The following is an 18,533-nucleotide window of genomic DNA, read 5'->3' on the forward strand; positions in this document are numbered from 1 at the left end:
TTAGTAATTAAAATCTTTTCTGTTGTCTTTAATATCAGCACCTTCTTTTAAAGCTGGCAATACTCTGTTAATCTCAGAAGCGCTTTGGGCTTTTAATTTATTTACATTGTCAACATAGCTTTTTAAAGCTGGTGCTTTAACAGTGCTTACGTTTTTCACTACATAAACTCCAGTAACCCCTTCAATTGGAGCTGATACTTTATTAGCAGCCAATGCAAATGCAGTTCCTACCACTTTTGGCTCTTGACCAACACCACCTGTTAAAACTGGATTTTCCAAAGTAACATCAGTAGCTTGTTGTACAGTTGTACCTGTAGCTTTTGCGATAGCTTCCAATGAACTTCCATTCATTTTAGCTTTTAACAATTCTGCTTTTTTCTTATTTTTAAGAATTTGCTCTACATAAGGTCTAGCTTGATCAACTGGCACTAATCCAGAATTATCAATAGTTTTAACTTTTGCAATTACATGACCTAAATTAGCCACTTCAAATCTTTTTACAGCACCTTCTTTTGTGTCTTTTTCAAAAGCCCATCTAACGATAGTTCTTTGGTTTCCTAAAGGACCAAAATTTTCGTCCATCGCTTTTACTGAAACTGCTGGAGCTACAGTAAGAGCCATATCTTTTGCTACTTTATTAAAATCTTTATCAGCAACATCCATTTCAAATTTAGTTGCCTGAGTAAATACTTTATCAGAAGTAGCTTCTGAAGCTTCAATTTTTTGAGCTACAGTTGCCAAACGAATTCCGTCTTGCTTGTCAGTGATTTTAATGATATGGTAACCAAATGGAGTTTCTACCAAACCTACTTTTCCAATACCATTATTAAAAACGAAATCATTGAAAGGTTTCACCATTTGACCTTGTCCAAAATACCCTAAATCTCCACCTTGTTGAGCAGATGAATCATCTGAACTAGTGAAAGCCAACATCAAGAAACTATCTGGATTTGCAGTTACTTGAGCTAAAATTTCTTCAGCTTTAGCCTTAGCTTCCTCTTTAGTTCTTTTCTCTCTTTTATTAGGCACTTGAGTTCCTTCATAACTAATAAGGATATGACTTGCTTTTGCATTTACACCTGCTTTTCTTCCTAAAGACTTAGAAATACAGTAGTACTTTCCAAAAACATAAGGTCCGTAAACTTCTCCTGGAGCTAAGTTGTACAATTTATCAGCATCAACTGCAGGCAAATCTTTTTTGGCAACATAAGAAGAATCATAAGGTACATCAGAATTTGAATTTACAAATTCAATCACATTCTTAGTATTTTTAAAACCAGCTAAAGTATCATTTTTACCAGTTGCTTGATTGTAAACTACACTTCCTGTCAATAATGAATTAACTTTAGTTTTAACTTCATTCACATCAGCTGGAGATGCTTTATCTTCAATTAGAACATATTCTACTTTACGAGTTTCTTCAGATTTGAATTTTTTTGGACTCGCTTTCATGTAATCCAAAATATCAGCATCAGTAACTTTTACTTCACTATCTTTTATAGTAGAAAACAAACCGGCAACATAAGCAAAGTTTACTTTGTTCGCTCCCATTTCGTAATTGAATTTTCCTTCACTTTCAGTAGTATAAATACCCGCTTTAACCAAGGTATTATAGATTTGAAATTTAGCATTCAATTCAGCGCTTTTTTCTCTCTCTTTCAAATATTGTGCTTGCTCTGGATTTGACTTGAAATATTCTTTGAATTTCACAACATCAAACATACCAGCAGCATTTAAAAACATTGGATTTTTACCAATATTTTGATCTGCCTTAAGGATATCCAAAATATGCTTCTCACCTACTCTTAATCCTAATTTATCAAATTCTGCAGAAAGCAAAGCGATAGTCACTTCTTGATCCCACACTTGTCTAGACGCTTCTGTTGAAGTAATCCCCTGTCCACTTTTTTCTACATTGCTTACTTTTACTCTAAAGTCTTCAAATGCGATATCCTTTCCATTGATGCTTCCAACATCCTTTGAGCTCTTACCAAAATTTCCTTTCGTAAAAAGATCTTGGATTATAAATGAGAATAATGCTAGAGCAATAACTCCAATCATTATAGCGGAATGTTGTCTAATTTTTGATAAAACTGCCATTGTATATTATTGTTTATTTTAAAATTTTGTTTGCGAAAATACAATTATCTAATTAATAATTATAGAACTACTGTTTTTTTTTTGTTTTTTTTTAAATTAAAAAAAGAATCTCAGTCTTTGATAGTCATTTTAACCAATTCAATCTTCTTATTTGTGGCTTCTTCAATCACAAAGTGATAGTTTTCGATCGTAATCTCATCTCCTTTTTGAGGAATCTCCTTGGTAAAATTCACAATAAATCCTCCTAGCGTGCCATAGGAATCACTTTCTGGAATGGCCAGTTTATAGGTCAGATTCAAATACTCCACATCAAAACGAGCAGAGAATAAAAAAGCACCCTCCTCAAGTTCTTTTTCTATCAATTCTTCATCTAAATCATGTTCATCCTCTATTTCACCAAATAGTTCTTCCACTATATCCTCGATGGTCAGAATTCCTGATGTCCCCCCATACTCATCCAATACAACCGCTACGCTTTTTCGTTTTTTGGTCAACAAACTCATAGCGTCTTTTACATAGATAGCTTCCGGGATAAACTCAACTGGAATAACAATCTCCTTTATGCTTGAAGGCTTTTTGAACAAATCAAAAGAATGGACATAACCAATGATATCGTCTAATGAATTTTGGTAAATTACCATTTTTGAATACCCAGTTTCTATAAACAATTCTTTGAGATTCTCCAGCGATTCACCTACTTCTAGTGCCGCAATTTCGGTTCTTGGCGTCATTACATCTCGCGCTTTTACTCCCGAAAAATCCAACGCATTACGAAATATTTGTATTTCAGAATCTACCTCTTCATGATCTTCCACCGTACTCATTTGCTCATTGATATAGTTTCCCAATTCAACTTTACTAAAATAAAGCTGCACCTGGTCTCCATCCGTTTTAAAAAATCTTTTCAAAACAAAATCGGAAATCCATATCAAAAAAGTCGAAATGAAATAGAATAATCTATAAAAGACATAGGCCGGAATGGCAAAAAACTTAATAAGTGAATTGGCATAAATCTGAAAAAATACTTTAGGTAAAAACTCAGCTGTTATTAAAACAATAAATGTTGAGATTACAGTCTGAATCAAAAGACTCGTGAAATCAGAAAAATGCAAATTAAAAAGCAACAGCCAACCCATTAACAATTCGCCCATAAAAAATCCGTAAACAACAAGTGCAATGTTGTTCCCAATAAGCATTGCTGCAATGAATTTTGAAGGTTTCTCGGTAAGCTTGGTAAGAGTTTTAGAAACGAAACTATCTTGTTTTTTTTCTAATTCTAAATAAATTTTATTCGAAGAAATAAACGCTATCTCCATCCCTGAAAAAAAAGCACATAGTATTAAACACAATATTATGATACCTATTTCCATAGCATTTATGATTGTTTGTTTCTGTCTTCAAATTTCTTGGCAAAGTTTCTTCTAAAGAAAAACATGAAAATGGCAAGACCTCCAAATATGAAATATAACAGAGGAGACTCATTCGTATTCCATTTTGTATATCCATCGTAAAGAAAATAGATTCCAAAAACTAAGTAAAGGTATGAGGTATATTTTAAGAAATTCATGTTGTCATTATTTTTTATTATTCTGAAGATTCAATCTCTCCTTCTATTCGTTGTGAGTTCACGACTTTAAAGTCTTTGCTAAAATCAATTCCCTGTCCTGTCGAACCTCCTTTGGCATCTGTCAATTTAAACTTTTTCTCCGTATAAAACCATTGATTTTTTTGGTCAAAATACAACTGTTCCGTTTCGAGCATTTGCCCGGCTTCCGAAGTGATTTTTACTTTCCCTTGTAAATCTATTATATTGGTTTGTTTATACGAAATTGCATAATTCGACTTGATAAAGGTTCTTTTTCCTTTATTATCATAAATCGTTACATCAACTCCTTTTGGAAATTCTGTAAATGCAAAATCCACATTTGCATAATCATACATTTTTGGACTCACCAATATGGATTTTATTTTTCCCGAATCGGTGTATTTTAAATTCACATTGTCAGCATCTCCACTGGGAACAAACTCAGAATAATCATTTTTTTGAACTTCCTTAAAATTACTCTCACACCCCAAAACCATACTAACAACAATAATTTGCAGCAAAAGAAGCGGGATATATTTTTTATAGAAAGTCATAATAGAATGTCAATTAGGGAAACCGATTAATTTAACTTAATAATTAAATTAGTCAATTTTTCTGTGCCCAAACCATTTGTCATTAAGAGAGAAACTCACTGCAAAAGTAAAATAATTTTCTTGAACTAATCCTTTAGCAGTTGTGCCTCTTTGTCCATATTCCAAACCAAGATTAACATTGGACAGACTACCTATAATTGGCAATCCGAAACCTAACGTTATCCCCTTGTCGTCTATTTCTTCTGATTTAACAATAGTGCCCGTTTTTGTATATTTCAAACCAGCTCTATAAACCACTTTTTGATAGTATTTAGAAAAGACATTATAGTTCGGAACATAATAACCACCTAAACTATAACTTGAATATTTCCCATAAGTTGTATTGCTTGAAGTATTATAATCAGATGCTAATTTTCCAACATTTTGAAAAACCATTTGTGTTCCTATCATCCATTTTTTTGTTTGACCGGCACCAAGACCAAAAGATATTTTTTCTGGGATCATCAAATCTGTTCTAATTTCCCTTGCATCTACTTGATCAACAACACCAACATCAAAATTAGAATTATAGTTTACAGTAGAAATTGTTCTGGTATTAGTAGAAGACAATTTACTTTGGGGCGTGTATGTAAAACTACTGTACAAATTTGTTTTTTTATATATTTTGTGTTTATACATTGCACCAAAATTAGCAGTAAACCCATTCAAATCGGCTTTATTCACCTCCTGGGTCCCTATTGCCACCCCTGTAATATATTCTAAATTTGAATTATTAATTCTTCCAAAATTATACTGTATATCGGCTCCAACCACTAAACTGGGAATAACTGTATACCCCAATGAAAAAAAAGCTTTGTTTAAACCACCTGTTCCCTTCATGACATTATTTGCTCCATCTGGGTCTGAACTTGTCGATTGAATATTATATCCTACCGAAGTATAAGGCAATAATCCAAATCCGACACCAACTTTACCTAATGGCAAAGCAACAGCCAAATAATCCACTGTTGTTCTCTGTGCATTTTCTTTTTTAGAATCCGTTTTCAGACTAGTAGAGGTATAATTTCCACCTATCGTAAAAGTAGTAAACCTAATACTGGCAAAACTAGCAGGATTCAAAATATTAATATGAAGACTGTCTTGCTCAATATTTAAACCTCCCATGGAACGATTTTCAAGATTTCCTTTAAATCTGGATTCACCAATTCCGAAAAAAGAATAAGGAGAGGCAGATCCACTTTGAGCACTAGACATTAGCGAAAAAAAGAAACATGCAATAACAATAATTTTTTTAATCATTTTCTATTTTATATTGAAAAATTTGGTTCAAACTCTCTAACAGAAAATTTGAATTGGCAAATATGGTATTTTTTAATCGTTTAGCCAAAAATTCTGTGTCCCCACCCGTTAAAATTATTATAAAATTTGAGTATTTTGATTGATATTCATCGACAAAACCATTAATCTCATAGACCAATCCATTTACAACTCCAGAATGGATTGCTTCAGCGGTTGAATCACCAACGAAATATTTAGGGCTCTCTACAGTTAGCAAAGGTAGTTTTTCGGTGAAGTTGTGCAACGATTCGTATCGCAAACGTAAACCTGGAGAAATAGCTCCACCATGGTACACATCCATTTCATCTACAAAATCATAGGTCACACAAGTTCCCGCATCTATAATTAATCGGTTTTTGCCTTGAAATTGCAAAGTTGCACCTGCCGCCAATACCATCCTGTCTATCCCCAAGGTTTTTGGAGTAGCATAATTATTGGTAAAAGGAAATGCATCTTCATTGGAAACAAACCATACATCCAGATCTTTTTGAAAACACAAAAACAAATTTTTATCTACATTACCGACAGAAGCCACAACCAAATACATGACTTTTTTATATTTCTTTAAAATAATCTCAATTTTTTCCTGAATTTCATCTTTAGAAAAAACGAAAATTTCCATTGTGTTATATCCCTCAAAAACAGCCGCTTTTATTCTTGTATTTCCTATATCAACAGTTAAAACCATAGTGTCTTTTTTAAAATGCTAAGGTACGAATAGATTTTTTTTAAAAAATGTATTGTTTAATTTAAAAAAGATTCTATATTTGCACCCGCAAACAAGTTCACGGAACTCCTATGAAAATAGCAACAACGTGAAATAATAAGCACGGTACCTTAGCTCAGATGGTAGAGCAATGGACTGAAAATCCATGTGTCCCTGGTTCGATCCCTGGAGGTACCACCACAAATTTAACAAACCCTTAATTATCAATAGATAGTTAAGGGTTTTTTCTTTTTACTGCGTAATTCACTGCGTAATTTTATCATATAAAAAAAAGGAGCTGTTGCTCCTTTTAGTTTAATTATCAGTTAATTTTGCTATATGTTTAACTGAATATCTCTTTTGATTACCGAACCTTCTAGCAATTTTCACTAGACCTTCACGCTCATACTTTATTAAAGTAGTTTCGCTTTTTATGCCCAATAACCCCATTACTTGCTTGCTCGTTAATAACGCATCCATTGTAATTTAAGCTATTTCTATCTTGCAAGTGTATCTATCCCGACATTATAACATTCAATTTTCGCACTGTCGATTGTACTACTCCGTATTTTTTCAGTTATCCTCGCAACCAATTTCCCTGTAAAAAACACGATATTTACGAAGATACACTTTATTTTCGACTTTTACAACCTATATTTTAAACAAAAAACACCATTTTAACTCAAAACGGTGTTTTTGCTCAAAATTTGCTTAACTTTTTGGACTGTTCCCAAGGAAACTTCACATCTGCTTTTTATATCTCTTAGGGATTTACCCATTTTTAAAAACTTTACTACTTCTTTGTATTTACTTAAAACCTCAGCATCTGATTCTGTTGACCCTTTTACTCGACCATTGTAAACCCCTTTTGCCTTAGCTATCGCAATGCCTTCTTTTTGGCGTTCCAATAGAGTCTCACGCTCCATTTGGGCTACGTTCGCCATCACACTAATAATTAGGTTGAACGTTGGATTAACTTTACCCATAACCATCGATTCCAATCCTAAATTATCAACTCTCAATACGACCCCTTTGGAGTTGAAGTATTCTAGTGTACCAACTATATCAAATAAATTTCTTCCGAGCCTGTCAATACTCGAAACAACTACATAATTAATATTACCCGCTTCGATTTCATCAATCAACTCTTTTCCTTTGGTGCGCTCTCCAAAAGCGACCGAGCCACTCACAACATCGTTAAACAAAACCTCATCTGGATTTTGCTTTACCAATTGTCTTTCTAAATTTTGGTTTGCTGTCGAAATTCTGTTATATCTGGCTTTCATGTCTTATTTATTACTCCACAAAGATATAAAATATTTTTTAATATACTAATTTTAGGGTGGTTATTTTTAGCACACATAAAACCCTTTGTTTGCGTTGGTATTAATTCTTGTGCTATACTCTTGAATGACTATAATCTAAACTTAGCACACTACTCATCATAAACGAACAAATACGTTTTGGCATCCATTTTCATACTTAATCCTTTTTTTGATAGAATTGCAAAATTATCAATCAACATCTTAAATTGAATCTTGGTTACTTTAATTCGCATCTTGACCCAAATTATTTCCTATTATGTCCCAGTCCTCATTTACCAATCCATCTTTGCTTACATAAAACAATCCCGCTTTGTATTTGTCATACACACCGCAATCTACTCTATCGTAACTAAAATGATTTTGTATTTCTTCTACAATTTGTTGGTGTAGTTTTTTATTTTCGACATGCAAAACAAAGTGATTATGATAACCAGTTCTATTTGAAAATGCCTCTGTCGTAAAGAATATCTTTATTCCTGTTTCATCTCCAAATTTTGAAATAAGATTTTCGTACATGCCGTGCATCTGTCTAAAACAACTTTTTTTGTTTCGCTCTGCTTTGTATGCAACTGTAAAAAAGAAATCCCAGTTCATCTGCCAAAGTCTGTATTGCAAACTATTCTTGTCCACCAAACAATCAATCAAATTTCGCATCGACTGATTTTCCAACCTCAACACCTTATTCTCATCGTGCATGATTTCAGAATTAAAATATCTCGCATGCTCTTTTGGATAAAATCTTTTACCATTCTTGAATTCTGTCTCCAAAAACAATTCCTTATTTTTTTTATAAAACCGTATTATTGTACTCTTGCTTTTTTTTGTGCTTTTAATAAATTCTTTTAAATTTTCAATTTTCATTTACTTTAATGTTACCTCTTGTTATGCTTCAGATACAAGAATCCCATACAAGGTGGGTTAATCAAGTTCTGTTTACAATAAATACTAACGAAGTCCGAAAAAGTCAATCATTTTGACACTTTATTTTAATATTTTTTCAAATTCCCCATATTTTTAGTGTTTCAAAGTGACACTGCTGGAAAACTTTCCCCAGATATGGGCTGTAATTTTGCTTGGCATAGCCTTAGTAGCCCAAGGTGGAATGTGTACATTTTGTGACGAGGCGGATAACGGAATGTTCCTAAAACAAAAAAGTCCAGTAGGCAAGGGGGACAAATATGCCTTCCTTTCCTATCTGGACTGTAATGATACGACCTGCAATGCTTAATACTTGCAGGACTGTCTAGTGCATTTTAAGAACTATAAACAGTGATATTAACCCTTATAAAGTTCAAAATATTTACTAAAATCACATATTAAAAGTGATTATGCAGATCAAAATGGTTACACCATTTTGATGATTATAAAAGTTTTTATTAAAGAAACAAGAATGATTTTAAACCATATTTTGCTCTATGTATTTTAAAGCTTTTGCCTCATTTTCTTCAATAGCAATCTCTACAGAGCGCTTGGCAATTTCTAGCAGTTGCTCACCTTGCTTTTTCAACTTAAAACTTTCTTCTACCAATTCAGCTATTTGTTTTTGTTTATCGAAATCGATTATTGGCACAATTACGTTTTCTATTTCCCCAACTCTCCAATGTAGAATTATTGAGCCACCTGCATCACGTTCCGCTTGCATCTTTACAACTTTTGAGTTCAACGCCAAAGTCAAGTATTCTGGTAATACTTCCTTTTGATTTTTTACTTTCAAATGTAAAATCGCACCTGAATTAACCCCTTCAAAATCTTCTCTCAAATGATAAGCAGTTCCTACACTACCATCTTTGGAAAATAAAATAGTACCCTTCTTTGGCTTTAACACATCGATTTTATCTTGATTCTCTTTAACAAAATCAAAAGTTAATCTTTTATTTGGTTCAGTTAAACCAAACTTATCATAATCAGATACACGCATAAATGGCAATCCCGTCTCATCATCAGAATAACTATTCGAGCCTGGTTCAATTGATTTACTTATGCTTACAATGTGTTTTAAAGTATGGTATCTCTGAGATTTTATCTTTTCGATTACATCCTCAAACTTCTTTTGATAGTACTCTGCATCTAATCTACCCGAAGCACCAAAACTTTCTTTAAAACTTTTAACATTAATTTGTTCTTTGCTCGGTTGAAAGTCAAGTAAACCTATTTCTTGAAACAAAATCTCTTCTGCTTGAGTATATTTTTTTGCTGATATCAATTTATTTTCGTGAGCATTATCAAAACAATCCTTAATTTTCATTTGAATTGAAAACGACAAAATTGGTATATCAATATTTTTCACCTCTTCAGGATTTACATTTGTTTGGTTGATTGATTGCCTAGCTCTCCTTTTTACATCCCAGATACCCTGTTTTGAACTTAGAAATGCAACCATATATTCTGGCAAAATTTTATTCTGATTTGGAATAAACCTAACCAAATATGATGCAAAAACAAAATCTCTATCGTCTTGCTTTTTATAAAGACCAGTTCTACCAACCCACTCAAATGAATTAGTCCTATTAAACAAAACATCCCTGTCATTTAAACGAAATGTTTCCATTTCATTACTGCTAAGTTCTGCACTTTTACCCACCTCTAAATCACACATCATTGTGTGAATTTCATTCATTCTGTAAATTGGATAACCTAAATTATCCTCGTTCATTGAAATAGACACACCATATTGTGCTTTTTCCAAAACATTTCCAATTTTATCATAGACCAACGTTTTATTTTTCTTTGGTTCTTGGGTGTAAAATTGGCTATCTATCCTAAAATCTTTATTTTCTAACGTCTTAGAAAAATTACTTTCTCTAATCTCAAGCCGTTCCAACAATTCATTATACTTGCCTTCGTTGAAACGGCTATCTACTTTCCCGCAAATGAAAGTTTTTCTTTCTTAGCAAACTCATTGAACGCTTCTGCTATCCCATCTTTAGTAAGTCCTTCATGGTTGAATAAATCATGCTTTACAATTAAGTGTCCATGTGTGTCTAACAAATACTCATCCAGATTTTGTGGCGCTTCATCATAATGGTCAACTGGTTCTGCAACCTCATCTACCTTAGCAGTTTTTTTTGCTGACTTTGGAAAATCTTTTTTCTTCACAAATATCTTTTCACCGCTGTTATCCTTACTCGGTTCTTGCATGGTTGCAAAGAATATAGGATAATCATCTATTTTTGGACAAAGTTTATCATCCCATTTCTGAACTAATAAAACACTAGTTTTTGTTCCTGTATGAGGCTTAAATACGTTACCGTGTAATCCAACCACTCCCAAAATCCTACAACGCTCTGCAATATAATCTCTGATGTTCTTGTCTGAACTGTTATTAAAACGCCCTTGTGGCAAAACTACCGCCATACGTCCCCCTGGCTTTAAAAAATCCAAATTTCGCTCTATAAATAGTATATCACGTCCTACAGCAGTTTGGTACTTTCCATTTGGTTTTTTACCTAATTCATATTTGGATAAAATTCTACTCTCTTTAATATCCCCTGCAAAAGGTGGATTTGCCATCAAAACATCAAACTGAAAATCTCTATTACTATTTTTATCTGTTCTTAGATTTTTTAATTTTTTCCATCCTACATGGTAAGTGTCCTGCCAAATCTCATCTTTCAAATTTTCATCCCATCTTTCCCAGTCTAGTGTGTTGAGATGTAGTACATTTGTTTGTCCGTCACCTGCAATCAGATTTAAGGTTCTGGCTACTCTTACCGCCTTTTCGTCAAAGTCGATAGCAAATACTTTTTCCTGTACATAGTCGATACACTCTACTGGTTTTTCTTCCGTAGTAAACAAATGGCTTTTTGGCAATCCTTTTTCTTTCATTATTTGTTCCCAAACATGAAAAATGCTATGTACTGGAAATCCACAACTACCAGATGCCGTATCAATTACTGTCTCTTCCTTTTGAGGATTCAACATCTTTACACACATATCAATTGCGTATCTCGGTGTAAAATATTGTCCTTTTTCCCCTTTGCTACTTTTGTTGATGAGATATTCAAATGCTTCATCCACTACGTCCAAATTAGAGTTAAACAGTTTAACATCCTGTAACGAGGAAACGCAAACTGACAAATGCGAAGGTGTCAACATCAGTTTTGCATCCGTTGTAAACACTCCTTCCCACTTCCTTTTCGCTTTATCAAAAATAGATTGTATTTTCTCTTTCAATTCGGTTTCAGTATCACCGTAATTTCTAAACTCTAAGTGCTTGCCTTTATTTCGCCCACTCTCCATCTCATCAAAAAGCTTAGTAAAAATCAGTTTAAAAAGCTCCTCGAATACATCAACTCCAGCATTAGACAAAACCTCATCTTCCATCTCCAAAATCAAATCTTTAAGCGACTTTCTTTCTGTTACCAGTTTATCTTTTCTTACTAAATCATCTATCGTCCAACGCTCCGTTAATACATCTGAGAGCCTTTCGTTTGCCTTTGGTATATTTGGAATATCCTCAAAATAGTTCGGGTCTTTACGATTGTAATACGAAATACTATCACCATTACTCCAAATTCCAATAGGAGAACCTGTAGCATTACAATATGACTTTAACTGCTCTTTACCATCTTTTAGTTTTGGTTTCTTTAGTTCCACCATCATATAAACAGCAGTTGTGTCCTGCTTGTCAAAGACAACAATGTCTGCACGCTTTTTTTCACGCCCAAAAGTTACCGCATACTCTAACTCCATCCTATCTGTCGAATAACCATAGTCATCAGTAAGTACGATTAAATACAACTGACGTACCGCTTCCTCTGGAGTAAGCTTTATTTCTTTTTTCCTAACCAAACAGTTTATGTATGGCGTTGACGTCCCTTTCACGTCTTTAGTCACTATCGTTTTTTCAAATTTTATAATTTGCTCTGGCGAAAACTGAGTTAATTTATAGTTGGAATCCTTTAGAATTTCGTTTAGTGTCATTGTTGTTTTTTTATTTGCGCAAATATAGCTTAAAAGGCATAAACGTCTGAATCGATTTTCATTATCTCATCAACAAAAAGTTTAGCTTTCGTAAGCATCGTTGTCTTGTTGTATATCTTAGCCATTGCGTTTTTAGGCTTTCTATCTGGATGGGTAATATTGTCAATTACTATTTCTGGCACATTCAAACTGTATAAATTCGAGTAAAACGTTCCTTTACAGTCATGTGAACTAATTAAACTGCTCATTGGCTCTTTAGTTGAAATTGTTCCATTCCTGTAGGTTACTTTTGTAACGCTTTCAAGTTTATTTATCTTTAAATGCTTAAAAAGTAATTTTAGACCAGAATTTATTTCCCCATTTGAAGGAATACTTGGAAACTTCCCGTTTCTCAATATAATATCTTGTACTGGCTTTAAGAAAGGAATATAAACCTCTGTTGAGGTTTTATTGTGAATACTATGTATGTAATCGAATTTGTATTTAGAATCTTTAAATGTTTGTATTTTGGCATTCTGAGCTTCGTCCATACTCTCGAATCTCATACCTGTTAAGCTTGCTATAACAAAATAGTCTTTTGCTGTCTGTAACTTAGCATCCCAAGAAACATCGGAATCAATAATTTTTTTAATCAAATCAGTTTCCACATAAAAATCCTTGACCGCATCAAAATCTTCTAAAATCAAATTCGTATCATGAACATCAAGCGGAACTTTGAAACCCTCTTTAATCGCATCCTTTAGCGTTGATAACAATGTTTTTTGATGCTTGCGGATTGAAACCACCAAATAGCCATACTCTTGTTTTCGCTGTTTTCTAATCTGATTTGGATTAACCACTTTGATTTTATCTTGTAAAATATCGTCCAAAATATTCCACAGATTCCAGTATTTAGCCTCGTTAAATTCTTCAAAAGATAATTTTACATTTGTAGCAATCTGGTAATTTTCGATTAAGTGACTTAAGGTTTCATAAGTTTTAATCGTGTTTCCTTTTTTGCTTTTTTTCATCGATTTACCACTGTTCTCTTTCTCTTTGTCGATTTTTCCATACAAGTATTCCAGAATAGATAATTTTGGTTCTACTACCGTTTCTGTACGTAACTTAATAGCCAGTTTGCTTGTTAGTTCTTTTGGAGTTGGCTCTTCAATTTTTAAAATGTATTCATTGGCTATTTCGTTTAGAACACCTTCAAATTGAAGCATTTTAGTTTTAATGGTTGCATTGTTCTTGTTCGCTTTCTTGAAAATCTCTTCATTAAACTTGAAATTCTCCTCCTTTTTCCCGAATTTTGATGGTATAATATTCTCCTGTAATGAGTATCTAGCAGGTGTATGCCTCTTTTTGCCTTGACTATTTATAACAGCGTAGCCGTAACTTATCTCTGCCATTATTAGCTCTGGTTTTGCTCTTTCCTCAGGAATACTAGCCTTAGGTTCTAAATAGTACCGTATTTTTATGTTTTTCATTACTCTTAAATTACTGCGTAATATACAGCGTAATTTCTTGTAATCAAATGGTATTTTCTGTTATTATTTGAAACTTGTCGTTTTACAATCCCAAGCTTTACGCCTTATAAATGCTGGTAATTGGAGTACATTGGTGTAAAATGAAACCAAAACACTGTAGTACTGGAGGTACCACAAAACCCACTCAGACGAGTGGGTTTTTTGTTTTTTACATTTTCCCAAAAAGCAAAATTTGGGATCAGGTGCAAAAGTTGGGGATTATGCAAAAAGATTAGATAATCTGAACAAGAAAAAATCTATATTTCTCACTCCTCTAAATTGACTTCTAAAAGCTTTTATTTTTGCATTGAAAGATTCTGCGGATGCCATTTGTACTTCTACAATCAAAATAGTTTAAGACTGACTGGTAATTACAAGTTATTATGTTTAGTAGAATATTAAAGTTTTTAAAACCTGATTCCTCTACATTTCTTATTTATTTGAAAACAAACAACTTTAACCTGAAAGTTAAACAACAACAATTCTTTATTAAGTTCCGCGCAGGAAAAAATCACTACTGCGTCATTAACAAAAAACACTATCGATTTATGAAAATTTATATCAAAATTTCATAAATTCATACCTACAAACTTACATTTTAGAACTATCAATTATTTTTTAGAAAAAAAACACCCTCATTACCAATGTGTTCCGATAAATCTTATTAATTTTGAGTAGTGCTGTAAATAGAAACCTCAATATAATGAAATCAAAAAATTCATTAAATTTTTCATACTCAATACCTTCACTATTAAGGTCAACTCCAATTGCAGTTCTTGTGGTTGCTACTTTATATATTTTACTTGCCAAAATAAGTTTTTTATTAACAATTGACGAAAGTACAGTTAGCCCCATTTTTCTAGCTGCTGGATTTGCATTTGGCTCGACATTGATTTTGGGACGTAATGCATTGATTGGAATTTGGATTGGCTCCCTTTATTCAAACACACTCCTCAGTAATGACCTAGCTAACCTAGATAAAACGCTATTCCTAAACCACCTTCCAATAGCCTTCTTTATTTCAATTGGCTCCGTAATAGCATCAATTTCGGCGACAATTATAGTTACTCGTTTTTGCGAAAAAGAGCATCCATTGAGCAATGGAAAAAATGTATTGACACTACTTATTTTGGGGCCAATCGCTTATTCGACGATTACTTCCTTGATTGGAGTAGCCAGTTTTTTTCTTAATGGTTCAATTCCCGTAGAGCAATTTTGGTACACTTATAAAACATGGTGGCTTGGCGATGCAATCGGTATCATTTTAATTACTCCGTTGATGCTGTCTTGGTTTTCTAAAGACTCTTTCAATACCAATAATTTTAATTTCTTAGAAATAACACTATATGGACTAGCAACCATTTTATTATGTTTTGGCGTATTCTTTCAATATCACGATCTAAAATATCTCATCTTACCCTTATTATTCTGGTCTGCCTATCGTTTCGGAATTCAGATTACAACGCTATTCATTATTATAATAGCATTATTTGCAATTATAACAACAGCTCAAGGAATTGGCCCATTTAATGAAGAGCGCATTAACGATTCCATTTTGTTTTTGGATCTGTTTTTGAGTGTAACAATCATTTGTAGTCTTTTTTTAGCAGGAATTATCTCCGAACGAAAAAAGACCGAAGATTCAATTAAAACAAGCGAAAAAAGACTTCGTGAAAATCAAACTTTGCTTGAATCAACCCTTGAAAGTCCCAAAGGTGTCAGTATTTACTCCCTTGGTCGTAATTTTGAATACTTAAGTTTTAATAGTCAGCACAGTATCAATATGAAAGTAATGTATGGCATAGACATTGCTTTGGGAATGAAATTACAAGATTGCATGATCAACAAAGACGAACTTGATGACTCCTTGGCGGTACTAAGCAAAGTTTTTTTGGGGGAAAACATCACTACTGTACGACATTTTGAATTCAACGACAGCTATTGGGAATTTAGAACTAGCCCTATTGTAAACCAGAACGATGAAATCATAGGTGCCACGGTAATTTCAACCAACATTTCGAAAAAGATAAAAGCGGAAGAAGCTTTGAAAAAAAGTGAAGAAAAGTACCGAAACATATTTGAAAATATTCAGGATGTGATTTTTCAAATAGATCCAAATGGCATTTTTTGGAGCATAAGTCCATCTATCAAAGACATAACAGGTTATACGCCAGAAGAACTAATAGGAAAACCAACAAATGTTCTACAAACTGATGAAGAGAAACCTGATGCTGTTATTAAAATTATTCAAGAAAAATTTATTTTGAAAAATTTTGAAAAATTGGTCAAAACAAAATCAGGAGAACTAATTTGCGTTTCCCTTAATGCCAAAATGATTTTTGACAAAAATGGAATTCCACATCACATAGATGCTATCGCACAAGACATAACGCAAAGAAAGAAAGATGAAAAAGAAATTGCAAATCAAAACCAAAAATTACAAATTCAAAACAAAGAACTGGAACAATTTGCCTATATCACTTCACATGACTTACAAGAGCCTTTGCTTACACTAAAATATTTTTCAGAACTCATTAAGGCCGATTTCCCAAAAGAAACCAATGAAAACATTAATCAATACCTGAATTTTATTTTGGAGTCCTCTAATCGAATGCAAAGACTTGTCAAAGGATTATTGGACTATTCCAGAATTGGAAGCCAAATTGAATTAACAAAAGTAGATTGCAATGAAATCGTAAATAATACTATTTCAACCTTATCGGATACCATTCAAAAAACAGAAACACAAATCATAGTTGATGATTTGCCTCAAGTACAAGGGTCTTCTGTAGAATTGATTCAGCTATTTCAAAACTTAATAGAAAATGCAATAAAATTCAGAAAAAAAGAAACTCCGTTAACCATCAATATTACAGCGAAACAAGTTGAAGACAACTGGCAGTTTGCTGTACAAGATAATGGAATTGGAATTGAGGAACAAAACAAAGAAAAAGCCTTTATCATTTTTAAACGTTTGAATAACAGGGATGAATATCCTGGAATAGGTATAGGTCTTTCAATTTGCAAAAAAATTGTAGCCTTACATAGAGGTTCTATTTGGGTAGAATCAACAATTGGTCAAGGCACAATTGTTTACTTTAACTTACCGAAATAAAAACAGCATCCTATCCTTAAAAAATAAACAATTGCTAAGTATGAAAAAATTAAATTCTGTTTTGCTAGTGGATGACGATGTAGCAACCAATTTTATCAGTAAAATGCTAATCAAAAAAGCAGGAATAACAGACCATATCGAAACCACTTTAAATGGTAGACAAGCACTAGACTACCTAACTAACACCGGAAAATATGAAAAATCAGATGGTATCTTTCCACAACCCATGCTGATTTTACTGGACATCAATATGCCTGTAATGGATGGATGGGAATTTGCCGAAGCCTTTTCAAAATTGAATAAAAATCAAAAAGGAAAGACTATAATTGTTATGCTCACCAGTTCCTTTAACCCCGATGACAAAGAAAAAGCTTCAAAGCTTCCTGCAATTTCAGGCTTCCAGAATAAGGTTCTTACTTTGGAGGGACTCACTTCTATTATGAATACTTTTTTCCCTGAACATCTAGATTAATTTTATCATTACATTATCCAAAGAATCAATTTATTATAAACCGTTGGTGTAAAAAATAATGACCAATGGCATTAGCTATCGATGCAATAAAACATTTTTTTCACAAAAAAAATGTTTTTCTTGTCTTTTGTTATATTTTTTATATATTTATCAGATAATCGGAAAAATAAATCATTTAGTCGGTTATTTAAAATCAATACAAATAAAATTGCTTGATAAAAGATAGAATATGACCCCCATTTTACTTCTTCAACTACGAAGCATTATCACTTCTCCATTAATTTCAATATTTTGCAAAAAATTTGAAGAAAATGAAATATTATTGAGAAAATCTATTGACACCAGTATTTGCACCGTTCTTATTGGTCTCGAGAATATAATGGACAACACCATTTTATATGACAAAATCATTGATTCTATAACTTTTACTGAATTTTATAAAACCACTGAATTTGAAAACGGAAAAATTTCTTCAATAAATTACTCTTTTGAACAAGAAGGTTCTACTCCATTAAATTTGATTTTCTCCACCAAAAAAGGACGTATCTCTGAAATGATATCAAATGAAGTTGGCATCAAAAGTGAAACAGCGCGAGCTATTCTAAATTTTGCAGTAATGCTAATATTATCACATTTTGTAAATGAAAAACAAAAATCGGTAATTATCCAAAACGACTTAAATTCACAAAAAAAAGTAATACTGCATAATGTTCCCGAAGGTATCAGGGTACTTCTTGGATATTCAAATTTTGAATATGAAGATGCTCACGCCGATTCAAAGACATCGATAAAAACCAATTCAAGACCTCATTTCTTAAATAAAATTTTCAAATTCTAACTACACAAGTTCACAAGGTTTTTTTAAAATAAAAAATGGCAACAATCCTAAGACTGTTACCATTTTTCT

The 18,533-nt window shown here is 32.8% G+C and carries 15 protein-coding genes and 1 tRNA gene; 4 read left to right on the forward strand and 12 right to left on the reverse strand.

All coding sequences use genetic code 11. The annotated features are described in order from the left end of the window. The 6 genes from HQN62_RS00145 to HQN62_RS00170 form a co-directional block, all read right to left on the reverse strand. Entirely contained in the window at positions 1–2,100 is a 2,100-nt protein-coding gene (locus HQN62_RS00145; RefSeq protein ID WP_116796964.1) for a peptidylprolyl isomerase, read from the reverse strand. 110 nt (positions 2,101–2,210) lie between these two features. Next, positions 2,211–3,470: a hemolysin family protein gene (locus HQN62_RS00150; RefSeq protein WP_173502876.1), complete on the reverse strand. Its 1,260-nt coding sequence runs from the start codon at positions 3,468–3,470 to the stop codon at positions 2,211–2,213. A 5-nt stretch (positions 3,471–3,475) separates the two neighbouring features. Then, the gene (locus tag HQN62_RS00155) at positions 3,476–3,667 is read right to left on the reverse strand and encodes a hypothetical protein (protein WP_116796962.1); all 192 of its coding nucleotides are present in this window, start codon (positions 3,665–3,667) and stop codon (positions 3,476–3,478) included. Between the two features lie 17 nt (positions 3,668–3,684). Continuing rightward, positions 3,685–4,239 carry an LPS export ABC transporter periplasmic protein LptC gene (lptC, locus tag HQN62_RS00160; protein WP_173502877.1) on the reverse strand — a complete coding sequence of 185 codons (555 nt, stop codon included), beginning with the start codon at positions 4,237–4,239 and terminating at the stop codon, positions 3,685–3,687. Between the two features lie 48 nt (positions 4,240–4,287). Further along, positions 4,288–5,538 (reverse strand): BamG family beta-barrel-assembly machinery protein, encoded by a 1,251-nt coding sequence (gene bamG / locus HQN62_RS00165; RefSeq protein WP_173502878.1) that lies wholly within the window; start codon positions 5,536–5,538, stop codon positions 4,288–4,290. Continuing rightward, positions 5,531–6,265, reverse strand: coding sequence for a type III pantothenate kinase (locus tag HQN62_RS00170; RefSeq protein ID WP_116796959.1), 735 nt, complete (start codon positions 6,263–6,265; stop codon positions 5,531–5,533). Before HQN62_RS00170 ends, bamG begins: the two co-directional genes overlap by 8 nt. A gap of 143 nt (positions 6,266–6,408) precedes the next feature. Between HQN62_RS00170 and HQN62_RS00175 the strand changes: the two genes are divergently transcribed. Then, positions 6,409–6,484: transfer RNA gene (locus tag HQN62_RS00175), tRNA-Phe, on the forward strand. A gap of 114 nt (positions 6,485–6,598) precedes the next feature. Here HQN62_RS00175 and HQN62_RS19070 read toward each other — a convergent pair. The 6 genes from HQN62_RS19070 to HQN62_RS00205 form a co-directional block, all read right to left on the reverse strand. Next, positions 6,599–6,763 carry a MerR family transcriptional regulator gene (locus tag HQN62_RS19070; RefSeq protein WP_173502879.1) on the reverse strand — a complete coding sequence of 55 codons (165 nt, stop codon included), beginning with the start codon at positions 6,761–6,763 and terminating at the stop codon, positions 6,599–6,601. A gap of 197 nt (positions 6,764–6,960) precedes the next feature. Further along, positions 6,961–7,569, reverse strand: coding sequence for a recombinase family protein (locus HQN62_RS00185; protein WP_173502880.1), 609 nt, complete (start codon positions 7,567–7,569; stop codon positions 6,961–6,963). A gap of 261 nt (positions 7,570–7,830) precedes the next feature. Beyond that, complete coding sequence (locus HQN62_RS00190) at positions 7,831–8,376, reverse strand: hypothetical protein (protein WP_254454461.1); 546 nt, start codon at positions 8,374–8,376, stop codon at positions 7,831–7,833. Between the two features lie 628 nt (positions 8,377–9,004). After that, positions 9,005–10,429, reverse strand: a complete 1,425-nt coding sequence (locus tag HQN62_RS00195) for a restriction endonuclease subunit S (RefSeq protein ID WP_173502882.1) — start codon at positions 10,427–10,429, stop codon at positions 9,005–9,007. 35 nt (positions 10,430–10,464) lie between these two features. After that, positions 10,465–12,531, reverse strand: a complete 2,067-nt coding sequence (locus HQN62_RS00200) for a type I restriction-modification system subunit M (RefSeq protein ID WP_173502883.1) — start codon at positions 12,529–12,531, stop codon at positions 10,465–10,467. Positions 12,532–12,560: 29 nt separating this feature from the next. Next, the gene (locus HQN62_RS00205; protein ID WP_173502884.1) at positions 12,561–14,000 is read right to left on the reverse strand and encodes a site-specific integrase; all 1,440 of its coding nucleotides are present in this window, start codon (positions 13,998–14,000) and stop codon (positions 12,561–12,563) included. 742 nt (positions 14,001–14,742) lie between these two features. Here HQN62_RS00205 and HQN62_RS00215 point away from each other — a divergent pair. The 3 genes from HQN62_RS00215 to HQN62_RS00225 all read left to right on the forward strand — a co-directional run bounded on the left by HQN62_RS00215 (position 14,743) and on the right by HQN62_RS00225 (position 18,464). Continuing rightward, positions 14,743–17,154, forward strand: a complete 2,412-nt coding sequence (locus HQN62_RS00215) for an MASE1 domain-containing protein (protein ID WP_173502885.1) — start codon at positions 14,743–14,745, stop codon at positions 17,152–17,154. A 40-nt stretch (positions 17,155–17,194) separates the two neighbouring features. Continuing rightward, positions 17,195–17,626: a response regulator gene (locus HQN62_RS00220; RefSeq protein ID WP_173502886.1), complete on the forward strand. Its 432-nt coding sequence runs from the start codon at positions 17,195–17,197 to the stop codon at positions 17,624–17,626. A gap of 229 nt (positions 17,627–17,855) precedes the next feature. Further along, positions 17,856–18,464 (forward strand): hypothetical protein, encoded by a 609-nt coding sequence (locus HQN62_RS00225; protein ID WP_116796956.1) that lies wholly within the window; start codon positions 17,856–17,858, stop codon positions 18,462–18,464. Positions 18,465–18,533: the final 69 nt, after the last annotated feature.

The sequence above is a fragment of the Flavobacterium sp. M31R6 genome, from assembly GCF_013284035.1.
In the GTDB taxonomy this organism is placed as follows: domain Bacteria; phylum Bacteroidota; class Bacteroidia; order Flavobacteriales; family Flavobacteriaceae; genus Flavobacterium.